Genomic DNA, 20953 nt, shown 5'->3' with positions numbered 1-20953 from the left:
CAGAGAGCAGGACATACCTGCTGAATGGAAGTGGTACCGCGGTTTTCGCCTTCCGGCGAAAACTTTATTTTTTTATCAGGAGGAAACAAAGATGGACATATCCTCAATCCGGTATGCACACAGATTTGATCACGTTACGGGAAGCGCCATACGGGAGATTTTTAAAGTGATAGCGCAGCCCGGTATGATTTCTTTTGCCGGAGGCAATCCATCCCTTGACGCGCTGCCGGACCGCCAGGTTGATGAACTGGCGCATTATGTACTGGAAAAAGACGGCAAAGCTCTGCTGCAGTATGGTGCCACTGAGGGGTATCCGCCTTTTGTTGAAAGCCTGAAAAAATACGTTGAAAACCAGCTTGGTGTCGACATCCCCGCTGTTCTTCCCGTGACTGGATCGACACAGGCCATGGACCTCCTTTGTAAGGCCCTCATTGATCCGGGAGATACCGTACTTGTTGAGAATCCGTCTTTTCTCGGCAATCTTCAGTGCCTGAAGCTTTATCAGGCAAATCTGGTTGCCCTTGAGAGCGATGACCAGGGACTGATTCCCGAAGATCTGGAAAAGAAGATCAGGCAGTATCATCCGAAACTCCTGTATACCATTCCCACTTTCCAGAATCCGACCGGTAAAACGCTGCCTGAAGAACGGAGAAAAGCTGTCGCTGAACTGGCCAATCAATACGGTATGGTTGTCGCGGAGGATGATCCCTACCGGGATCTTCGTTATGAAGGGACTCCCTTCCATTCCATCAAGTATTATGACAGGAACGGATGGGTCATGTTCCTCGGCAGTTTCAGCAAGAATATTTCTCCCGGCCTTCGCGTTGGCTTTATCGCGGGCGACCCAGGAATCATCAGGAAGTGCACTGTCGGCAAACAGTCAACAGACGTCCATTCCGCAAACCTGAACCAGGCAATTGTGGATCAGTATCTCCGGCGTAATCTTCTTCCCGGCCATATCAGCAGCATCTGCGACGGATATAAATCCAAAATGCAGCTGATGCTGAAAGCCCTTGAAAATTTTCCTGAAGATGTTGCTTTTACCCGTCCGCAGGGAGGTTTGTTCATCTGGGCTGAACTTCCCGGGCATATGGATACCGTTTCACTGCTTTCCAAAGCCGTGGACCGTAAAGTCGCTTATGTTCCCGGAACTTACTTCTGTGTTGACGGCGGCCACCTGAATACGCTTCGTCTCAATTTCTCAAACAGTACCCCGGAACAGATCGTTTCCGGCATGAATGTGCTTAATGATCTGATCCGGTCAGAATTAAAATAATAAGGAGATACAAAAATGGAACATATTCTTGACATTCTGAAAGAACGCGGATTTATAGCACAGATGACTTTCGAGGATGAGCTATATGAGCAGCTTAAATCCCCCACGACTTTCTATGTTGGATTTGACCCCACCGCTGACAGTCTGCATATCGGACACTATATTCCGATCATGGCCATGGCCCATATGCAGCGGGCAGGTCATAAGCCCATCGCGCTCATGGGCGGCGGAACCGCAATGATCGGTGACCCTTCCGGAAAAACCGACATGAGAAAAATGCTGACCGTGGAAACCATTGACAGGAATGTTGAGTGCATCAAAAAACAGATGTCCCGTTTCCTCGATTTTGACGATGACAAAGCGCTGATCGTCAATAACGGCGACTGGCTCCGTCACCTGAACTTTATCGATTTTATGAGGGATATAGGTTCTCAGTTCTCCGTCAACCGCATGCTGACCGCAGAATGCTATAAAGCCCGGATGGCTACTGAAAACGGTCTCAGTTTCCTGGAATTCACCTATATGCTTATGCAGAGCTATGATTTTCTGGAACTGTTCCATCGTTACGGATGCCGCCTGGAAATGGGCGGAAATGACCAGTGGAGCAATATGCTCGGCGGCGCGGATCTTGTCAGGAAAAAAGAAAATGAAAAAGCCTTCGCCTGTACTTTCCAGCTTCTCCTGACCCATGACGGCCGGAAAATGGGCAAAACTGAAGCCGGCGCCCTTTGGCTGGATCCTCTGAAAACCACCCCCTATCAGTTCTATCAGTACTGGCGCAATGTGGATGACAAGGATGTTGAAAAGTGCCTGGCCCTCCTGACTTTTCTTCCCATGGATGAAGTCCGCAGGCTTGGCGCCCTCAGGGATTCTGAGATCAACGAAGCCAAGAAGGTGCTCGCATTTGAGGTAACCAGGCTCGTACACGGTGAGGAAGAAGCTAAGAAAGCCGCTGAAGCGGCAGAAGCGCTTTTCGGAAAAGGCGCAGCCGCGGCTAATGTTCCTACGCTGGAAGTATCCGCTGCTGATTTTGCCCAGGACGGCCGGGTATCCACAATGCTTGTGAAATCCGGCCTGTGCAAGAGCCAGAGTGATGCCAGGAAACAGATTGAACAGAACGCGGTATCCGTTAATGACCGGAAAATCAGTGATCCCGCTTCTGTCCTGACCGCTGAGGACATTGGCAAAGACGGCGCTATGCTGAAAAAGGGCAAAAAGGGCTTCTGCCGTATACAGCTCATATGACAAACGCCTATATTACTGTTTCCCATCCTTCCAGGGAGGAAACCGTCATCAATAAAAGCCGTTTTATCGGCTATGCCGCTCCCTGTACCTCTGAATCAGACGCCTTGTCCTTCCTTCAGGAGATCAGGGATGAACACAAAACCGCGACTCACCACTGTTACGCCTATATTATCGGGGAAAACAGCGGCATCATGAGGTACAGTGATGACGGCGAACCCGGCGGTACAGCCGGGCTGCCGATGATGGATGTCCTGAGGGCCCGGAATATTGTTAACTGCTGTGTCGTTGTGGTGCGATATTTCGGCGGTACCCTTCTGGGAACCGGCGGCCTTGTCCGTGCTTATTCACAAAGTGCGCAGTCCGCGCTGAATGCAGCGGAGATCGTCCGGATGGAGCAGACTTCCCTTCTTTCCTGTGAACTTCCCTATCAGGTATGGGATAAATTCCGCTATACAGTCGAACAGCTTCATGTCATGATCAGGGATGTTGAATACAGCAATATTGTTTCTTTCATTCTTGCCGTACGGTCATGCGATAAAGACTCTCTGATGCCAAAGCTTCTCGACTCCTCAGAACGGATGCTGAAAATCCATTCGGAGGAGGAATCCTATGAAGCATGGAAAGCCAAATGATATTTGGGCTTAAATAAAACAGCTGCCTGTTTGTTGCACAGGCAGCTGTTTTCGTTTATTCCTGTCAGATCAGTGACAATCCAAGTTCCATCATATTTCTGAATCCGACCTGTCTTTCCTCTGCAGGCAGTTCCTCTCCCGTAACCAGACTGTCAGATATGGAACAGATGGCCAGTGCGTTTTTGCCGGCTCTCGCGGCGTTCATATATAACGCAGCCGCTTCCATTTCGACCGCAAGCACGCCCAGACGTGACAGGATTTCTGTCTGGCTGCTGTCAGAATAGAAGGCATCGGATGAGAGCAACGGACCGCACACAACATTGCACGGGAGATTTTTCGCGTATTCCATAGCTCTGGAAAGCAGCTCATAGCTGCAGCATGGGGCGGCGTTGCCGCGGAAACCAAAGCTGTTTATATAACCGGAATCTGTATACGCGCTCATCGCCACAACAATATCCTTCAGTTTCAGTTTCGGGGAAATTGCTCCGGCAGAACCGATCCGGATAATATTTTTCACATCATAAAAATTGAAGAGTTCATAGGAATAAATACCGATTGAAGGACAGCCCATACCGCTCGCCATAACCGATACTTTTTTCCCTTTGTAGGTTCCCGTATATCCCTGAACATTCCGGACATTATTGACCAGAACAGCGTTATCGAGATACTGTTCAGCGATAAACTTCGCGCGGAGGGGATCGCCAGGCATCAGGACAGTCTCCGCAAAAGCACCTTCCGGAGCGTTGATATGGGGTGTTGGAATTCTGGAACTCATTTTTTTCTTCCTCCTTTGATTTACTGTCTGTTTGGCCAGTGCTGGTGAATAAGTTTGCACAGATCCCGCAGGCTGGCTATGTCTGTTATGCTGATTGCGCCGTATGGCAGCGAAAGAATACGGGAAACAGCGGTTCTGCAGCTGTCAGTCAGCCGAAGAAGCTCATACAGGTCGGTTTCCTTTCCCTGATCCTCAGCCATGATAATCATATCACATATACTGATCCACAGTCTGTTCACAACGGATAAAATGATATCCGTGGTATATTCAGGATCGGTGCAGAACAGCTGCTCCTGTTCCGCGGCCTTTTCGATCTGCATTCTGACCGAATCCCGAAACTGTTCCGAAAGTGCTTCACTGTAATAATTTCTGACAGTTTTACCTTCATGAAACCTGAAAAGCGGCAGAAGCATCAGAAGAAAAGACAGTTTTTCATCGTGAAACGGAATCATGCCGGAAATCAGATGATCCAGCAGCATCACGGCGTCTGTTGACTGTTCCGCTGTTTTGATGGTCATTTCGAAGTTTTGTTCAGCCCTTTTTCTGCAGATTCCCTCCAGCAGGGCTTCCTTGCTGATAAAATGATGGTAAAAACTGCCTTTACTGGAATGCAGAGCATCTATGATATCCTGTATGCTTGTTTTTTCATATCCGTTTCTGCAAAACATCATTTCAGCTGTTTTGAGAATTTCCTGCTTTCGGATATCTCCCTTTCTCAATGGCAATCTCCCTCCCCGGACATTTACACAGATTTTCCGGCGGCCAGCCCTGATGAAAACGCAAACATGAGATTGAAGCCGCCGCAGTCGCCGTCAACATTCAGAACTTCACCTGTCGCATATAAACCTGACATAACCGTCGATTCCATTGTTTTCGGATCAAATTCCCTGCAGTCAGCACCGCCGGCCGCTACCTGGGCATATTCAAATCCTCTGGTCCCTTCTATGCTGATCCGGTAATGAAATGCAGTTTCAGCGATCGCTTTCAGAAGCTCATCAGATAACTCTCCGGCTTTTTCGCCCTTCAGCGGAACACCGGCCTGCTTCATGACCGCATAGGCGATCCGGCTGACCAATACACCGTCAAGCAGTGAAACCGGAGAATACTCATGATACATGTTCCGCCGTCTTTTCAGCTCATGACAGAATTCTTCGGGCTTGTCATAATATCCATGCAGGAAATTGACGGACAGATAAGAACTTTTATCTTTTATAAATCTGGAACACTGCATTACGCAGATACCGCTGATGCCGTATTCCGTAAAAAGGATCTCCCCTTCTTCTGAATGAATCAGTTTATCCTGATCATAAAGAGAGACTTTTCCCCTCACTCTTATTCCGGACAACCCGGATATGCTTTTCCTGTCCGTGTAAAGCGGAACAAGGGACGGAACAGCGGGAATAATGCGATGGCCCAATGAGCTCAAAAGTTCATAACCGTTGTCTGTTCCTCCCAGTTTGGGCTGGGCAGGACTGCCGCATGCAATAATGAGTTTCGTCGACTGCCATTTTCTGCCGTTTGTATCGGTTACAGTAAATAGATCGTTCTGACGGGAAACAGAAGAAACAGTCGTATTGGATTTCAGTTGTACCCCGTTTATGCCCATGGCATTTTTCAGAACTGACAGAACAGATGCAGACTGAAACGTGGAAGGATAGATCCTGCCTTCATTCTCGGAAGCAAGCATCAGCCCGTACTGATTGAAAAAATGCCTGATATCATCCGCAGTGGAATTTTCCAGTACATGGTCCGCGAATTCCTGATCCCCGTAATACCTGAGCGCGCCGCTGTTCATCATATTGCACCGGCCGTTCCCTGAAGCTGAGATTTTGCGCCCGGGAGTATCATTTTTATCCAGGAGAAGAACGGATTTATGTCTTTCAGCAGCTTTAACAGACGCAATCATACCAGACGCGCCTGCACCGATGATCATTACATCAGGATTTCTGTTCAATCTTCTGTTCCTCATAATTAGAATTCGGTCTGTTCTTGTATATGATAAACAGACTTCAGTTCGTTTGTCAAGCTTCCGTCCTGATTGTAAATAATCAGCGGAGGACGTGTATGCAGTGTCGGTCTTGCGTCTTTAACTGCTTCTATCAGCACAAGATTGGCAGGTTTATGAATGTACGGATAGGCCAGCTGAAAAACCTTTGGCTCCAGATGATGTGACCTGAGCTTTGTCATAATACTGAACATTTGCGATGCCGGATAGACCAGAATGAATTTTCCCCTGCCTTTCAGGATGGAAAACGCGCCTTTCAGCATATGATCCAGCGTATCTTCCTTCTGGTTCCTGGCAATTGATTTCGATTCACTTGGACTGGCCAGTACAGCGCCCGGCTGACCGTACGGAGGATTACAGATCACCGTGTCAACGGAACAGGGTTGAATGTATTCAAGCGCGTCTCTGGCGTCAGCATGGATCACTGTCATACTGTCTTCCAGCCGGTTCAGCCGCACATTCCTTTCCGCAAGTTCGGCGGCTTCCTCCTGTATTTCAAATGCGTAATACCGTTTCCCCTTTTTTCTTCCCTTCAGGAGGAAAAGAAGCACCCCGTTGCCTGTACCGAAATCAGCAACTGTGTCAGATTCCCTGATGTTCGCAAAATGTGCCAGAAGCACTGAATCCATCCCAAACCGAAACGCGTTTTTCTTCTGGATCAGCTGCAGTCCGTCAAGCTGTAAATCTTCAATTGTCTCATCGTTATCCGGTATCATAGATATAATTTGCTCCTCTGAAAACAGGGATGCGCTGTGACAGCACATCCCTTTCTTTTGTGTTTCCCGCTTACTGTCTGTTAAATATCAACAACGACAGGATTGGGTTCATCACCCGCCGGTTTTTCCGCTTTTTTTGATTGAAAAAGCGATTCATACAGTTTCAGATACTCTCTGGCAGAATGATTCCAGCTGTAATCACCGCTCATGCCGCGTTTCTGAAGCGTCTTCCATATATCCGCATGATTCCTGTAATACTCGGACGCCCGCTCGATCGTATGAAGCATGTCATGAGCATTATAGTTGAAGAATGTAAATCCGTTGCCTTCCCCGTTGAACTCATTGTAACTCAGGACAGTATCCCGCAATCCGCCGGTTTCGCGAACAATCGGAATGGTTCCGTATCTCATTGCGATCATCTGGCTAAGGCCGCATGGTTCAAACTGACTGGGCATCAGGAATACATCCGTTCCTGCATAGATTTTATGCGCAAGCGTATGATCCATGGTAAACCTTGCCGCAACACGTCCCTTGTATTCTGTTTCCGCCCAACTGAACAGGTTGAAGTATCTACCTTCTCCCATACCCAGTACAACAAGCTGAACGTCAAGCCGCATAATGTCCGAAATGACATAATCCACAAGGTCGAGCCCCTTCTGGTTGCTCAGTCTTCCAACCATGCCGATCATCAGCTTGTCCGGGTTTACTTCAAGCCCCAGTTCCTCCTGAAGCTTTTTCTTGCATTCCGCCTTTCCTTCCGGCTTATCAAGACTGTAATTGACAGGAATCCGCTTATCGGTGGCAGGATCATATTCATTCATATCAATGCCGTTCAGGACACCGAAAAGTTCTTTATTCCTTGCACGGAGAAGCCCATCAAGTCTTTCACCGTAATATGCAGTCTGGATTTCCTCTGCATAAGACGGACTGACAGTTGTGATCAGGTCTGTGTATACGAGGGCCGCTTTCATGAAGTTGGCACATCCGAAGCATTCCAGCTTATCATCTGTCCACAGGCTGTCGCCCAGGCCAAGAATATCCTGCACTTCACGTATGCCAAAGATCCCCTGATATTGCAGGTTGTGGATTGTAAATACTGTTTTGATGTTCGCATAAAAAGGCAGATGCGCATACTGGATTTTCAGCAGCGCCGGTATCATACCGCTCTGCCAGTCATGGGCATGGATAACATCCGGCTGGAAACCGATGAGCGGCAGCATATTTAGCGCGCCGCGGCAGAAGAATCCAAACCGTTCATACTCATCCCCGCCCATACCGTAGATATACGGACGGCCGAAGTAATATTTGTTGTCCATGAAATACCATGTGACACCGTCTTTTTTGATCATTTCTATGCCGCAGTACTGTCTTCTCCAGCCAAGCTGCACTTCGAAATCACAGACATGTGTCATTTGCTGCAGGTATTCTTGCGGAATCGCGCTGAACTGGGGAATGATAACTCTGACATCATGTCCTTCCTTTGCCAGAACCGGAGCAAGCGCACCGACAACATCTGCGAGTCCGCCTGTTTTTACAAAAGGAACAGACTCACTGGCGGCAAATAGGATTTTCATATGAAATGCCCTCCCCTTAGTAATCAGATAACAACATTCTTGGCAATAACGATCGGATAGGCCTCCGGCCCGATCAGTTTGGAATTCCGTTTGATCACAGTCTGTTTGTCAAGTATGCAGTTCTCAATATATGCACCCTCCTGTACCTGTCCGTCCTGCATGATAATGCAGTTTTTAACATGTGCGTTCGGCGCGACCTTCACACCCCTGAACAATACACTGTTTTCGATTTTTCCCTCAATCTGGCATCCGTCTGCCACCAGGGAATTGATGGCATGAGATTCTTTGCTGTAGAAAGCCGGCATCTCATCACGGACTTTTGTATAAACAGGCAGTTCATCAATAAACAGTCTTTTTCTTATTTCCGGTTTCAGAATGTCCATGTTGAATTTAAAGTAGCTCTGAACAGAATCAATGTTCCAGCATACTCCTGTATATTCAAAAGCATTCACTTTTGCCTGTTTTTCCTGAACAAGGCGAAGGAGGATATCCCGGGCCAGATCATGAAGGCCGTGCGCAACGGCTTTGTCAACAAGATCCTTCAGGAATTCCCTTTTCATCACGCACACCTGCATAAATGTATTGCCATAGGACGGATGAGTCGGTTCCACTTCTATATCAGTGACATCCCCGTTATCATTGACTGAAATATAAGTGCCGTATTCATCCCGCTTCATGGATGGGTCTTTTGTGTAAAGCAGGGTAATATCAGCGCCTGTGGATTCATAATAATCGATCATCTGATCGAAATGAGCATTGTAAATAATTCCGCTGTTGCTCAGGACTACAAGCTCCTGTTTACTTCTGGTCAGATAATCTGTATTGGAACGAAGTCCGTCCAGAACACCCGGATAGAGGCCCACATTTTCCCTGGTCAGGAACGGCGGAAGAATGTGCAGTCCGTTATTTTTTCCGTGAAGATCCCATTCCTTTCCCGATCCAAGATGGTCCATCAGGCTGTGATAGTTTTTCTGCATAATCACGCCGATGTTCTTCATACCGCCATTGACCATGCTTGAAACAAGGAAGTCAATAACCCGGAAACGTCCCGCAACCGGCAAAGCCGCGATAGCACGTATAATCGTCAGTTCCCGCAGGCGGGCGTCATTTTCACCTGTATAAATAATTCCCATTACGTCTTTCATACGTTTTTACACCCTTTCATTCATTTTTTCCGTTCAGAAAGTGCAGGTTTCATCAACCTGCGTTCCCGCAGGAACGGAAACACCGGCCGGTAATGTGACGCCCTGTCCGATAACCGCTATATTTCCCGTATTCTCACCGATGATTGATCCGGCGCCGACTGTAGCGTTTTCAGCTACGATGGTGCGTCTGACAATCGAACCGCGTTTGATAATACTGCCGGGCATGACAACGCTGTATTCAACGTCTGCTCCCTCTTCAACAACAACGCCGGCAAAAAGAATGGAATGGTTTACTTTGCCATATACTTCGCAGCCTTCCGTAATGAGGGTGTCTGTCACGACAGCGCCTTCAGCGATATAATGCGGCGGCATCCCGGGATTTTTGGAATAGATACGCCATTTTTTATCATGCAGATCCATCGTGGTGGGGTTGTCGATCAGGTCCATATTGGCTTCCCAGAGGCTCTCGATCGTACCGACATCCTTCCAGTAGCCGTTAAAGTCATAAGCCATCAGGACCTGTTTGTCATTCAGCATGTCCGGAATAATGTTCTTGCCGAAATCGTTCGAACTGTTTTTGTCTTCCTCATCCAGCGTCAGATACTTACGCAGTTTTTCCCATGTAAAGATATACACACCCATCGAAGCCTTGTTGCTTTTGGGATTCTTTGGTTTTTCCTCGAATTCGATAATCCTGTTATCAGAATTGGTATTCATGATACCGAAACGGGAAGCTTCCTCCCACGGCACTTCACGGACTGCGATTGTGGAATCGGCACCGTTCCGGATATGATAATCCAGCATCGCGTTATAATCCATTTTGTATATATGGTCTCCGCTGAGGATCAGTACATAATCCGGATGGTATTGCTCAATAAACGCCATATTCTGATAGATGGCATTGGCTGTTCCCCTGTACCACTCTCCGCTTTTCCCTTTCTGATAGGGCGGCAGTACAAAAACGCCTCCGTTGGATATGTCCAGATCCCAGGGGGCTCCGCTTCCGATATAGGCATTCAGTTCAAGCGGCTGATACTGTGTAAGGACACCGACTGTATCAATACCGCTGTTTGTGCAGTTGCTCAGGGGAAAATCGATGATTCTGTATTTACCGCCGTAAGGAACAGCAGGCTTGGCAACATTTTTTGTCAAAATACCAAGGCGGCTTCCCTGTCCTCCGGCCAAAAGCATTGCAATACAGGTTTTCTTTCTTAACACGCTTCACACGCTCCCTTTTCCTTTATAGATATAAGAATCTGATTTTTCCTAAGAATTCATGTCCTTTTTGTTATTACATTTTACCTTTCCATGCTTGATTTCGTCAAGTGCTGATTCCCCCGTTTTTTCTGCAAAAACATGCAGACAGGCCATTGTGCAGATTGAAATGTATGCTATAATACATAAATGAAATTTTATTTTATTTTTTTTTAAATTGTTTGGAATCTTACCGGTTTCTGAAACGTTGATTAGATGGAAGAGGTGATCATGAATTGTCTCAGCAGCCTGAAATAACAGATCGCTCTTCCAGTTCCCTGTCCTTTGACCAGCTTTATGAGCTGTATGCAACGGATGTTCTTCGTGTTTCGTATTACTATCTGGGAAACAGGGAAATGGCTGAAGACGTAACGCAGGATGTGTTTGTCAAACTGATTATGAACAAGCCTTTCCTTGAACAGGGACGGGAAAAAGCATGGCTTCTGAAAGTCGCGCTGAACCGGTGCCGTGATCTGTGGAGAAGTTCATGGATCAAAAAAGTGGTGCTCGGACATCCCGGTTTTGAATGCTTTCCTGCGCCGGATGAGATCGGCCAGATCACAGACCGTCATTCCCTCGCCGAAGCGGTCAGCCTTCTGAAACCGGAATTCAAAGAAGTCGTCCTGCTTTTCTATTACCAGGGTTTTACGGTTACTGAGATTTCCGACATGCTGCAAATTGCTGAAGGAACCGTTTCCTCCAGACTGAGCAGAGCAAGGGAAAAGCTTCAGAAAGAATTGAAAGGAGATGAACAGCAGTGATGAAACTTGAAAATCTTCGTGAAGAAACTGAATCAGCTCTTTACGGCCTGACTGCAGATGATTCTCTGAAATACAGAATTCTTCAGAAAGCTGCTCAGACACCCGCCGAAACAACAAAAAAAGGATTCCATCCTTTCCCTGTCCTGTGCTCTGTTCTGGCAGTGCTTCTGCTACTGACTGTTGCACTGAATCATGTTCGTCCGCTCACTCCGGTTGAGCCCGGCGAAATGACCGTGTTTGCAGCCGGTGGAAAAGAAGAAGGAAGTACATCTGTATTCAGCAGCATTAACGCATCCGATATTGTTTCCATGGAACTGACATCTGTCGGAAAACTGGAATCATCAGAAAAATGCGCCCAGCTTCTCAGTATGCTTCAGCAGGAATCCTTCCCCGCAGCCGACGAAAAGTGGGATAATAATGAATACCTTATTATCAGCACTTCAGACGGCCAGAGTGTTAAATATCCCGTAAACGAACCGTATTTCCTCTACAATACCTGCTGGGAATGCCAGTCTTTCTTCGACCTGTTCCGTAACAGCATCGGTAAGTAAACCTGTTTCCTTTCAGGAAACTTCAATCTTCCATAAAAAACACCTCTGATGACTTCATAACATCATTCAGAGGTGTTTTTATATTTTATCCGGTCAGATACTGACAGTATATATCACATTATAGCGCCATGGTGCATGAACCGGCCTGTTGTTGATAAACGCACAGAATCGATGTTTCAGAAACGCCCGTTCTCTTCCAGGTATTTTTCCAGTTTCCTTTTGACCCTCTGTAAAGCATTATCGATTGATTTAACGTGCCGGCCAAGTGTTTCAGCTATTTCCTGATAGCTTTTGCCGTCAAGATAAGCAGACAGGACCTCCTGTTCAAGTCCCGAAAGGACTTCATTGATCTTCTGATGGATATTGCCAAGATCCTCCTGGTTGATGATCATATCCTCCGGATTGCCGGCTCCTCCCTCCATGATAATATCAAGCAGGGTCCGGTCACTTTCCTCGTCATATAACGGCTTATTGAGTGAAACATAGCTGTTTAAGGGAATATGCTTCTGTCTTGTGGCTGTTTTAATGGCTGTGATAATTTGCCTTGTGATGCAGAGCTCGGCGAACGCGCGAAATGAGCTGAGCTTTTCCGGCTTGTAATCACGTATGGATTTGTATAAACCGATCATACCTTCCTGAACAATATCTTCATGGTCCGCGCCGATCAGGAAATAGCTTCTGGCTTTGGAACGGACAAAATTCTTGTATTTGTTCAGAAGATATTCTTCCGCATGCGTATCTCCGTCATGACACATCTGAACAATTTCTTCATCAGTTTTTGATCCGAAAACATCTCTGAACGGAATCACATCGTCACTGCGCTCTTCTTCCATATGCACTTTTGTGTGTTCTTCGGGAAGATTATTCATCTCAGTTCCATGCTCATCTTTGTTCATCACAGTCCTTCTCCATTATCAGCATTTTCAGCCCCTGCATTCCATAACTCTGTACATCATGATACCGGCTGCAACGGAAGCATTGAGGCTCTCGATCTTTCCTTTCATCGGCAGGGAAACTGCATAATCGCACTTTTCAGCCACAAGACGGCTGATGCCATCTTCCTCGGCGCCTATAACAAGACCAACCCCGCCGTCAAAAGATGTTTTCCTGTAATCTGTTCCGTTCATTGTAACCGCATAAAACCATATATTCTTTTTCTGGAGATCTTCAATCGTCCGGGCAAGGTTACCAACCCTGGCGACCTTGACATATTCAACCGCTCCCGCTGAAGACTTTACAGCAGAAGGTGATAATCCGACGCTTCTGTGCTGAGGTATGATAATGCCGTGAACGCCCGTGCATTCAGCCGTACGGATGACCGCGCCGAGGTTGTGCGGATCTGTAATACCGTCCAGGATGATCACAAAAGGAGCTTCTCCCTTGCTGGCCGCGTCCTCCAGAATATCATCCACTGTTGAATACTGATAGGCTGAAGCCATAGCAATCAGACCCTGGTGATTGGGAGCAATGGCATCCAGCCTGCTTTTTTCAACAACCTGGATCTGGATCTTCTGTTCTTTTGCTTTCTGAACAATCTCCCTGGCCGAACCCGAAAGCTCTCCCTTCTGAACAAGGAGCTTTTCGAGATCATGGTGGTTTTTCAGCGCTTCCCGAATCGGATTCCTGCCCGTAAGGATATATTCATTTGACTGTTCATTATGATCAGGTTTATCAGAAAACTCTTTCTGATGATATTCATACTGACGATAGTCTCTTGTCCGGGGTTCAGCTTTTACATGATCCTTTCTTGTATTTCTGTCACCGGAATACGTTTTGCCTGATATACGGCTTCTTTCTGACGTAGCCCTGAATCCCCTTGTATTGTTCTTCTTCTTATCAAATGACATATATTTACTCCTTTTCATGCGCACGGATCATTTCTTCCCGTTCCTGTCTGATCTTCACAGCCTGACCGCAGCTTTTTTCACCTTCCGGGCATTTACCCCTCAGGCAGGCCGGTCCGGCGTTTTTAAACAGGGCCGGTGCGGTTTCGAAGCAAAGCCTGAACATCTCATTCGCCATCTCCCTTATTTCCCACTGGGCGCGGCTGCACATGCGCAATGAGAAGAAGTGCCTCAGTTCACGTACGTTCATGGTTACCATGATTCTGGTCTCACAGGCGTTCGGCAGCACGAACCGGGCGTCTTCATTTGATTTTTCACCCTGACATCCCAGTTCAGCCTGCCATTCCTTATACCAGGATTCTATAGTATCCATCTGTTCACTGTATCTTCTGACCGCGTCTTCACCAAGCGCTTCGATACTTTTCGGAATGATGTATCCGTACCCTTTTTCATAGGACACATACCGCTGGCTCTGGACGGAAAAACTGGCAATTCTGTGCCTTGTAAGCTGTGCGAGAAGAACGCGGCTGACACCTTCCACGCCAAAGGTGAAAGATGCGTGTTCCAGGACGGATTCATGTCCCATATCCATCAGTTTTTCAATAAATCCGGTCTGATCCTTCGCGGATATTTTTTCCTGTAAATCAGAGATGGATGATTTTGAATAACACAGTTTCGCACCAAGGGCTATCGCTTCCTCCGGAGACAGTGTGTGCCGCAGAAGCACAACCTTCATTCTTTTTTGCTCAGCCATCCGATATCACCTCTTCGATATGTTTTACAATCCGGCAGATCCTTTCATCCTGTCCGGTCAGATACAGAAAACCGAACAACGCTTCAAATCCGGTGGAAGCGGCATATTCATCCGGATCCTGATTCCGCGGAGCAGCATGTCTGGCATGCGCGTTTCTCCCCCTCCGGACAATCTCTTTTTCCGTCTCGGTCAGTTCATCCTGTATGGATCCGAGGATCATGTACTGAGAATGCGCGTTCACAAGACTGACGCATTTTTTGTGCATATGATGGACGTTGTATTTACGTGAAATAAGCTTATACCGGACAATCATTTCCCATACGGTGTCTCCCAGATAAGCCAGCTGTATGGCATTCAGCTGGGCGGCTTCCATTTCGTCCATTGTCTTTTCAAAGCGCAGACTCAATCACATAACCTCCATTATATGTTCTATAAATTATATCATAAAATTTCCTCAATAAACATTGTTTCTTTTTTGAAAAATTCTTCTTGACAGAGTTCGAATAATATGTATAATAGCTTTTGTTGCTTGAGCACCATTAGCTCAGTTGGTAGAGCACCTGACTCTTAATCAGGGTGTCTAGGGTTCGAGTCCCTAATGGTGTACCAACCGTGTCACATCCGAACACCAGAGTGACGATTTATCAAATCGCAATCTGAAACCGGATAAAAAGAGAGATGCTACAAAAATGTAGCATCCCTTTTTTGTTACCTCTGGCCGCCCATGCGATCCATGTCATCCCGCATGTCATCCGGTCTGCCGTAGTATCTCCGTCCGCTGTAGCCGTCCCGGCGGTCACCGTCACGATAGGAACGGCCATACATCGGATAATTCCCGCTGTATCCGCCCTCCTCGCTTTCCAGCATCGCGCATGTGGTTACCAGGCTTTTCATGCTGTGAGTCAGTTTGTCAATCACGTCCAGGTCAGATGTGCTGATCTTTCCGCCAGCGTTCTTGATCCGCTTGTTCGCTTCACCAATCTCATAGCTCACGGCCTCTTTCAGGTCATACAGTTCATCAATGATGTGTTTCATCTTTTACCCCTCCCATCAGGCCGCGGGAGTGTTGGGATTTGCCACCGTATAGCTCGGAATCGGATACGGAGCAACACGGTTCACGATGTACTGTGTCTGTGCAGTGTTGTCAGCAATCAGCGCTGCCGTCTGGGCCGTCTGACTTGCGGACAGGTTAAGCATGTTCACGCGGTTCTGAAGCTCCAGGTTCTTGTCCTTCAGCGCGTCAATCTCCTGCTGGCACATCTTGTCCAGGATCGCCTGCGTCTGCTGCTGAATGGCCATCCGTGTGGCCGCACCCTCGTTCTGCACAATGTTCTGTGTCTGGCAGGTAGCCAGCCTGTTGTCACAGCAGCACTGTGCCAGTTGGCTCTGGATAGCGCTCATTCCGGATGTTGCCGCAGTCTGCGCCGCAAAGCTCCGCTCCAGATCATTCATCTGGTAGTTGTTCAGTTGTGAGCCGATTCCGGTAATACCGTTCTGAATGCCTGTGATGTTGTCATTCAGCATCTGATTCTGGAAACCGGATGCCATCTGGTTGCTGTTGTTCATCCACGGATAAAGGTTGCCGTCCATTCCTCCGCCGAAACCGTTGCCCCATCCTCCCATCATCATAAACAGGAAGAACAGGACGATGATTGACAGATCTCCGCCGAACAGGTTACCCATCCCGCCGCCGGAATATCCGGACGGCTGCACCAGCATGGTTGTACCCATGCCATTCTCTTCAGTAAGTGCCATTTGTTTTTGATTCCTTTCGATTTATTTATCCTTTAATCGGTCTATGCGCACTCAACCGAAAAGAATCAATATGAATATTTACTTCCCGCCCATCATCTGCTTCAGTTGCTGTGCCATCTGCACAGCTTGCTGATACTGCTGCTGGTTTACTTTCCCTGTGTTGATCATCTGCTGGATCTGTTCCTGAGGATTTCCCTGAAATGACTGCCTAAACTGCTGAAACTTTTGCATCATGTTCATCATCGGATTACCCATCATGTTGAATAAAGGATTGTTCATCATTTCACCCTCCAGAAATATGTTGGTGTTAAAATCCCGCTGTCGAAACTGTCATAATAATCTCCGTCTATGCAGGCCACCGCATGATCTCCTGTGCCGATCACATAGATCCCCTCCGGATACCGTTCACAGAATGCCTGCACCGTGATGCAGTCCGGACAGCTCTCCGGCAGTAAAAACTGCCTCGCTCCCCGCTCCCGCAGATACATGCCCCATATAGCATTACTGTTCGGCAGATCCGCATGCTTTTCGCCCAGGTCGCACAGTTGCCGGTATACCCTCCGCCAGCTCTGGTCTGTGGCTATGGCAATGGCCCTGATCACGCAGTCCCCTGTCTGCTTGCCCAACGGATTCGGATTGCATCTGATCCACATGCTCTGTGTCCTCCGTTTCTTTCTGATAAAAGTGTATAAAAAAAGAGAGCCGCTTGCGAGTGCGCAAACGGCTCTATATATGCTCTTATTCAGTCCACTTTCAGCTCATCCCCCGGCAGGTACCTCCATATGTAAGCGCAGCGCTTAATGGCCCGCTTTACTGTCTCTTTTGATACATCGCACTCCTCCGCCAGCCTTTCCAGGCTTCCCGGATAGTCTGTCAGATAGACGGCCATGATCTCCCTGTCTCTTCTCACATGGATGTATTGATCCAGCACTTTCAGGATGTCATCTTTGCTGATGTCATTCTGGTGCTGTTCCATTCAGCACCTCCGTGATCGGTTCCCCGCAATGCAGGTGTGTAATGATCTCGATAATCTGTTGATCACGTTTTGCGTTTTGTTCGATTATCTGCTGCTCCCGCTGCGTGTTCTGTGTTGTGAAGAAAACAATGGCGATGATGAACGCAATGCATGTGATCACATGAGCGATCAGCAATCGCCTTCCGGCAAATGTCATATGAAGCAGCGCCTTGTCCGCGTCAATGGTTTTCCGGTCATTCATCCTTTTGATCCTCCTCCGGTTTCTTTTCTTCCGGAGCGTCACCCTTTTCCTTCATGATCTCCAACAGTTTCAGCAGGATACGCGGAACCGGCACCCCCATACTGGCCACATTTTCAAGAATGCTGAATCCCTCTGATGCAATGAACCAAAGGCATGTTGCTCCCATAACCGCCTCAAACTGTATACCCGCCCCCTTGCTTACCGCAAAGTCCAGCGCAGCCGCCAGCAGAACAACAAAAATAATCAGCACTTTCTTCATCAGTCCCTCAAAGGCCGCGTGACTGGCAATATATCCGTTTTCCGTTTTCTTGCTTTTGCCCATTGCCGCGCAGATCAGGCCGGTGATAAAGTCCATCGTCATCACCGCAACCAGAATCCACACCAGCGGAGGCATGGTAGTGAAGAATGATACGATTGCCCCGCCAATGGCCGCCAGAATTTCACTCACTTTTTTCCACATTGTCCTTTTCTTCCTTTCGTTTTTTGTTTTCATAGTATCTTTGCATCATCGGACAATAGACGCATACCTGGCGCATTTTCCTTCCACTGGCTCCCCGGCATTCGCCTTCCGGATCGTAGGTGAAACATCTCTCCACCTCATCCATTATTTTTCTTTCATAAGCATCCCCCCCTATTTATGAATTATTGAAGGCCGCCGGATTTCCCCGGCGGCCCTTTTACCTGGTTGTTGCTGACGCCGTGAATAGCGTCCTTTTCACGGCTCACGTATCAGCAGGAATTGTTTCCTCACTGTCTGAAATGCCAAGATCAAACAGCAGTTTGTTGGCAATCTTGCGGAAACCTTCATCTCCCGGATGGATTGCCGCATAGTACGTGCTAACAACGTGATAGATGCCTGTGACCGTAATGCTTGTGTCAGACGATGAAGTGTAGGAAGTATATGACGGTATCGTTGCCGTGTGCTGCACTCCGTCCACCGTGAACACAAGCGTAATCTGCCCATTGTTCACCGTGAAGGAATCAACGGTATACTCTTTGGTATAGTCTGATTCCATTTTATAGACAGTGCCAATAACAGACACATTCTCTGGCAGATAAAGCTGACGAATATCAACATATTCACAGCCGGTATTTGCCGTGTTTTCAAGTAGTGTTTTCACCCATCCACGCTCAAACCAGACACCCATCCATACAACCCTTGCTTTCGGACATTCCGTCCGTAAATGCTGAAGCAACCACATAGAAGATTCTGGGAACGTTGCGACAGCACTTGCATTGTCTACAACATTTTCGCAAAGCTGAACAACGATCAAATCAAGATCAGAAGAAAGCAACGGATCAATGTTGTTTGTTACCCATGTTTGAGCATCCGCAAGGGATGTTTTCTGTTCAAAGTTCGTTGACCACTTCCGGCTGAAAGTGTAATCACTGTCAAGGCCTGAAACCACATCACTAAACCTTGCAACAAAGTCCTTGTCTGATTCCGTTGCAGCTTCACCGAAGGTCTGCCAGCCGGAAGTCAGGCTGTTACCGATGAAAAATGCCTTTTTCGGTATAACTCTTGCACCCACAACAGAACCGTCATTTTTAATCATCGGCAGGAACTTTGTACCATCTGGTGAAATAATGAAGTCCTTTCTTGTGGTTGTGTCATCGTCTTTTCCGAATACGGTATATTCAACCGTAGAAGCAACGGCAGTATTACCGCTGTTCACAAACTCAATAATACCGTTCGGTACAACCTCAATCCTGTTATTCGATGCAAGCTCTTCCGGTGTGTATGTTTTTTCCGAATATGCGTCATATGAGAGAGTTGTTTCGTCATCATGCAGTCTTGCAATACACAACCCACTCAAATCACCAAGATTTGAAACGGAAGAAGCATAAACGATAAAGCACCCACCGCCAGGATCGGTGATACTGACTTTCATCGGAAACTGTTCTTTATACATGGTAGAGGAGTACACACCGTTTTCGTATCTCTTTACCATCGTATAAGCACCGACATTTCCAAGAATTACATAGTATCGTCCGGCAGGAAGTCTTACGGTCTTGATGCCTTTTTTCATCGTGTGATCTGCGTCTATCTCGACATCATCAACAGCGTTTTTATCTGCAACGTTCCTGCTCAAAATAGACCGAACCGTTGTGACGGTGTTCGCAATGTTCGTTACCCTTGCGACAGGTTCGGCGTTTCTCGGCACAACCTTTGTCCATGCAGACGATGAATCAATTTTTGCCCTTGTGATTTTATCAATTACGGAATCAATATCAGACAGGTCTTTCAGCACGTTGTCCATGTGATATTTACGCACTTGAATAATGTTTTTTAACCACAAACCACAATCGCTTCCGTTTGAGTTAATATATAAATAACCTGTCCTTAAAGCTGTATATTCCTTTTCTTCTGCCTGCGCTGTTTCATTCGTTCCCAACACATAATCAAACGTTCCCGGGTTTGCAATACCACCACTTGTAACAACAGAATCTGCAACAATCAACAGTGGTCTGACGTTTGTGCTGTTGCTATATCCTTTTACTTTGTATGTTTTTCCGATCTCAACAGGATAAATAATCATGTTGGTAGATGTCGGTTCAGATATTGACGCATAACCATATCCGTTAATGGTAGATCGTTTTCCATTGACAGTTGTGTTCGGTGTAACAGGTGTATACTCTGATGCTCCACCTTCTGTATAGGTTTCATGGTCAAGGATGTTATCAACGGAATTGCCCACGCCCTGTAAACCGCTCTTTACATCAGTTATCTCTGTGTCCAGTTTGTCAGCGCTCCAGGTCTTGTCCGTGTCCCCTTCGCCTGCGGTGTCATCAATCACGTCAGCGCCCTGGCCGTCTTCGCCGTCCAGGATCTGCGCGAGCTGATCACCGTCCGCAAAGATGGTTGTGGTTTTTCCGCTTTTGCTTGATGTCAGCACCGGGCTGTGTCCATCCTGGCCCTGTGCCTTCGTGTTTGTCTTTTCATATTCGCCGGTTCCCTGGTTCCATGTATACCAGTATCCATCCAGGCCGATGATCGGCTGATGAGCCTCCGCCGCCTCCAGATCGTCCAGCACTTCCTCCGCGTTGTCCACCCAGTCCTGAACAGGATCAGGAGCAGGCCCGTTCCCTACCAGTGACCGCTTGATGTCCGTCCTTGCGATGTAGGATTTCTCCACCATCGTATCATCAGTAAATGTGAGCTGAAGCTCTCCGCTTCCTCTGTGCGCTACATCTGCCGCCTTCACCTGCCAGATGACGGCATTCCCGTCCCTGGTCACTGTTGCCGGATAGATCCCGCCCTTCGGCGGCTGCACCTTCATTGTGACCTGTGCGTCCGGATGCTTTTTGAAAACCTCCTCCGCGTCAAAGATCACCCGCGTGAAGTCATTTTCTCCTACCATACCAATAGGAATGATGACGCCCTTCCGCAGATCCTCCAGCTTGTAGGAAACTGTGCCTGTTCTCATAGATCTTCACCCGTCCTTTCC

At 47.5% G+C, this 20953-nt stretch carries 25 protein-coding genes, 1 tRNA gene and 1 other annotated feature (1 of these 27 only partly in view); of the genes, 6 read left to right on the top strand and 20 right to left on the bottom strand.

The genetic code is table 11. The annotated features are described in order from the left end of the window. Positions 1 to 56 (top strand) — a binding site (T-box leader) (it extends 156 nt beyond the left edge of the window). Between the two features lie 35 nt (positions 57 to 91). The 3 genes from JYE50_RS04115 to JYE50_RS04105 are packed head-to-tail and all read left to right on the top strand — an operon-like array spanning position 92 to position 3153. Beyond that, positions 92 to 1276 carry an aminotransferase-like domain-containing protein gene (locus JYE50_RS04115; protein WP_084094612.1) on the top strand — a complete coding sequence of 395 codons (1185 nt, stop codon included), beginning with the start codon at positions 92 to 94 and terminating at the stop codon, positions 1274 to 1276. Between the two features lie 15 nt (positions 1277 to 1291). Next, the gene (tyrS, locus tag JYE50_RS04110) at positions 1292 to 2521 is read left to right on the top strand and encodes a tyrosine--tRNA ligase (protein ID WP_084094611.1); all 1230 of its coding nucleotides are present in this window, start codon (positions 1292 to 1294) and stop codon (positions 2519 to 2521) included. Continuing rightward, complete coding sequence (locus tag JYE50_RS04105; protein ID WP_084094610.1) at positions 2518 to 3153, top strand: YigZ family protein; 636 nt, start codon at positions 2518 to 2520, stop codon at positions 3151 to 3153. Before tyrS ends, JYE50_RS04105 begins: the two co-directional genes overlap by 4 nt. A gap of 64 nt (positions 3154 to 3217) precedes the next feature. On the opposite strand, the gene deoD is transcribed toward JYE50_RS04105, so the two are convergent. From deoD to JYE50_RS04070, 7 genes are all read right to left on the bottom strand, one after another. Next, the gene (gene deoD / locus JYE50_RS04100; RefSeq protein ID WP_084094609.1) at positions 3218 to 3928 is read right to left on the bottom strand and encodes a purine-nucleoside phosphorylase; all 711 of its coding nucleotides are present in this window, start codon (positions 3926 to 3928) and stop codon (positions 3218 to 3220) included. 20 nt (positions 3929 to 3948) lie between these two features. Then, positions 3949 to 4647: a TetR/AcrR family transcriptional regulator gene (locus JYE50_RS04095; protein ID WP_084094608.1), complete on the bottom strand. Its 699-nt coding sequence runs from the start codon at positions 4645 to 4647 to the stop codon at positions 3949 to 3951. A 23-nt stretch (positions 4648 to 4670) separates the two neighbouring features. Further along, complete coding sequence (locus tag JYE50_RS04090; RefSeq protein ID WP_179138202.1) at positions 4671 to 5882, bottom strand: aminoacetone oxidase family FAD-binding enzyme; 1212 nt, start codon at positions 5880 to 5882, stop codon at positions 4671 to 4673. Between the two features lie 17 nt (positions 5883 to 5899). Next, complete coding sequence (locus tag JYE50_RS04085) at positions 5900 to 6649, bottom strand: tRNA1(Val) (adenine(37)-N6)-methyltransferase (RefSeq protein WP_179138201.1); 750 nt, start codon at positions 6647 to 6649, stop codon at positions 5900 to 5902. An 80-nt stretch (positions 6650 to 6729) separates the two neighbouring features. Further along, complete coding sequence (gene glgA / locus JYE50_RS04080) at positions 6730 to 8223, bottom strand: glycogen synthase GlgA (RefSeq protein ID WP_084094605.1); 1494 nt, start codon at positions 8221 to 8223, stop codon at positions 6730 to 6732. 23 nt (positions 8224 to 8246) lie between these two features. Beyond that, positions 8247 to 9368 (bottom strand): glucose-1-phosphate adenylyltransferase subunit GlgD, encoded by a 1122-nt coding sequence (glgD, locus tag JYE50_RS04075; protein ID WP_084094604.1) that lies wholly within the window; start codon positions 9366 to 9368, stop codon positions 8247 to 8249. A 33-nt stretch (positions 9369 to 9401) separates the two neighbouring features. Further along, positions 9402 to 10586: a glucose-1-phosphate adenylyltransferase gene (locus JYE50_RS04070; RefSeq protein ID WP_084094603.1), complete on the bottom strand. Its 1185-nt coding sequence runs from the start codon at positions 10584 to 10586 to the stop codon at positions 9402 to 9404. A 272-nt stretch (positions 10587 to 10858) separates the two neighbouring features. Here JYE50_RS04070 and JYE50_RS04065 point away from each other — a divergent pair, with 272 nt between their 5' ends. Both JYE50_RS04065 and JYE50_RS04060 read left to right on the top strand, forming a co-directional pair. Further along, positions 10859 to 11383 (top strand): RNA polymerase sigma factor, encoded by a 525-nt coding sequence (locus JYE50_RS04065; RefSeq protein WP_084094602.1) that lies wholly within the window; start codon positions 10859 to 10861, stop codon positions 11381 to 11383. Next, a complete protein-coding gene (locus tag JYE50_RS04060; protein WP_143763505.1) occupies positions 11380 to 11934 on the top strand; it encodes a hypothetical protein in 555 nt (184 codons plus the stop codon). The genes JYE50_RS04065 and JYE50_RS04060 overlap by 4 nt, the downstream gene beginning before the upstream one ends. A 176-nt stretch (positions 11935 to 12110) precedes the next feature. Here JYE50_RS04060 and sigH read toward each other — a convergent pair whose 3' ends face one another. The 4 genes from sigH to JYE50_RS04040 form a co-directional block, all read right to left on the bottom strand. Beyond that, positions 12111 to 12767, bottom strand: coding sequence for an RNA polymerase sporulation sigma factor SigH (sigH, locus tag JYE50_RS04055; protein WP_084094958.1), 657 nt, complete (start codon positions 12765 to 12767; stop codon positions 12111 to 12113). A 90-nt stretch (positions 12768 to 12857) separates the two neighbouring features. Continuing rightward, positions 12858 to 13781, bottom strand: a complete 924-nt coding sequence (rlmB, locus tag JYE50_RS04050; RefSeq protein WP_084094600.1) for a 23S rRNA (guanosine(2251)-2'-O)-methyltransferase RlmB — start codon at positions 13779 to 13781, stop codon at positions 12858 to 12860. A gap of 4 nt (positions 13782 to 13785) precedes the next feature. Continuing rightward, positions 13786 to 14532 (bottom strand): FAD-dependent thymidylate synthase, encoded by a 747-nt coding sequence (gene thyX / locus JYE50_RS04045; RefSeq protein WP_283399144.1) that lies wholly within the window; start codon positions 14530 to 14532, stop codon positions 13786 to 13788. Next, positions 14525 to 14938, bottom strand: a complete 414-nt coding sequence (locus JYE50_RS04040) for a Mini-ribonuclease 3 (RefSeq protein ID WP_084094599.1) — start codon at positions 14936 to 14938, stop codon at positions 14525 to 14527. Before JYE50_RS04040 ends, thyX begins: the two co-directional genes overlap by 8 nt. Positions 14939 to 15065: 127 nt before the next feature. On the opposite strand from JYE50_RS04040, the gene JYE50_RS04035 reads away from it, so the two are divergent. Then, positions 15066 to 15141: transfer RNA gene (locus JYE50_RS04035), tRNA-Lys, on the top strand. Between the two features lie 99 nt (positions 15142 to 15240). On the opposite strand, the gene JYE50_RS04030 is transcribed toward JYE50_RS04035, so the two are convergent. The 9 genes from JYE50_RS04030 to JYE50_RS03990 form a co-directional block, all read right to left on the bottom strand. Next, a complete protein-coding gene (locus JYE50_RS04030) occupies positions 15241 to 15567 on the bottom strand; it encodes a hypothetical protein (protein WP_084094598.1) in 327 nt (108 codons plus the stop codon). A 15-nt stretch (positions 15568 to 15582) separates the two neighbouring features. Further along, positions 15583 to 16287: a hypothetical protein gene (locus JYE50_RS04025; RefSeq protein WP_084094597.1), complete on the bottom strand. Its 705-nt coding sequence runs from the start codon at positions 16285 to 16287 to the stop codon at positions 15583 to 15585. A gap of 78 nt (positions 16288 to 16365) precedes the next feature. After that, positions 16366 to 16569 (bottom strand): hypothetical protein, encoded by a 204-nt coding sequence (locus tag JYE50_RS04020; protein ID WP_143763504.1) that lies wholly within the window; start codon positions 16567 to 16569, stop codon positions 16366 to 16368. Next, a complete protein-coding gene (locus JYE50_RS04015) occupies positions 16566 to 16940 on the bottom strand; it encodes a hypothetical protein (protein WP_084094595.1) in 375 nt (124 codons plus the stop codon). Before JYE50_RS04015 ends, JYE50_RS04020 begins: the two co-directional genes overlap by 4 nt. Positions 16941 to 17029: 89 nt before the next feature. After that, entirely contained in the window at positions 17030 to 17263 is a 234-nt protein-coding gene (locus tag JYE50_RS04010; RefSeq protein ID WP_084094594.1) for a hypothetical protein, read from the bottom strand. Then, positions 17244 to 17504: a hypothetical protein gene (locus JYE50_RS04005; RefSeq protein ID WP_084094593.1), complete on the bottom strand. Its 261-nt coding sequence runs from the start codon at positions 17502 to 17504 to the stop codon at positions 17244 to 17246. Before JYE50_RS04005 ends, JYE50_RS04010 begins: the two co-directional genes overlap by 20 nt. After that, positions 17497 to 17964, bottom strand: coding sequence for a phage holin family protein (locus JYE50_RS04000; protein ID WP_179138200.1), 468 nt, complete (start codon positions 17962 to 17964; stop codon positions 17497 to 17499). The genes JYE50_RS04005 and JYE50_RS04000 overlap by 8 nt, the downstream gene beginning before the upstream one ends. Continuing rightward, positions 17945 to 18109: a hypothetical protein gene (locus JYE50_RS03995; protein WP_179138199.1), complete on the bottom strand. Its 165-nt coding sequence runs from the start codon at positions 18107 to 18109 to the stop codon at positions 17945 to 17947. The genes JYE50_RS04000 and JYE50_RS03995 overlap by 20 nt, the downstream gene beginning before the upstream one ends. A 117-nt stretch (positions 18110 to 18226) precedes the next feature. Then, positions 18227 to 20932, bottom strand: coding sequence for a hypothetical protein (locus JYE50_RS03990; RefSeq protein ID WP_084094591.1), 2706 nt, complete (start codon positions 20930 to 20932; stop codon positions 18227 to 18229). Positions 20933 to 20953: the final 21 nt, after the last annotated feature.

Origin of the sequence: Aristaeella lactis (assembly GCF_018118585.1) — a bacterium.
In the GTDB taxonomy this organism is placed as follows: domain Bacteria; phylum Bacillota; class Clostridia; order Christensenellales; family Aristaeellaceae; genus Aristaeella; species Aristaeella lactis.
This window is presented reverse-complemented; position numbering and strand designations above follow the sequence as displayed.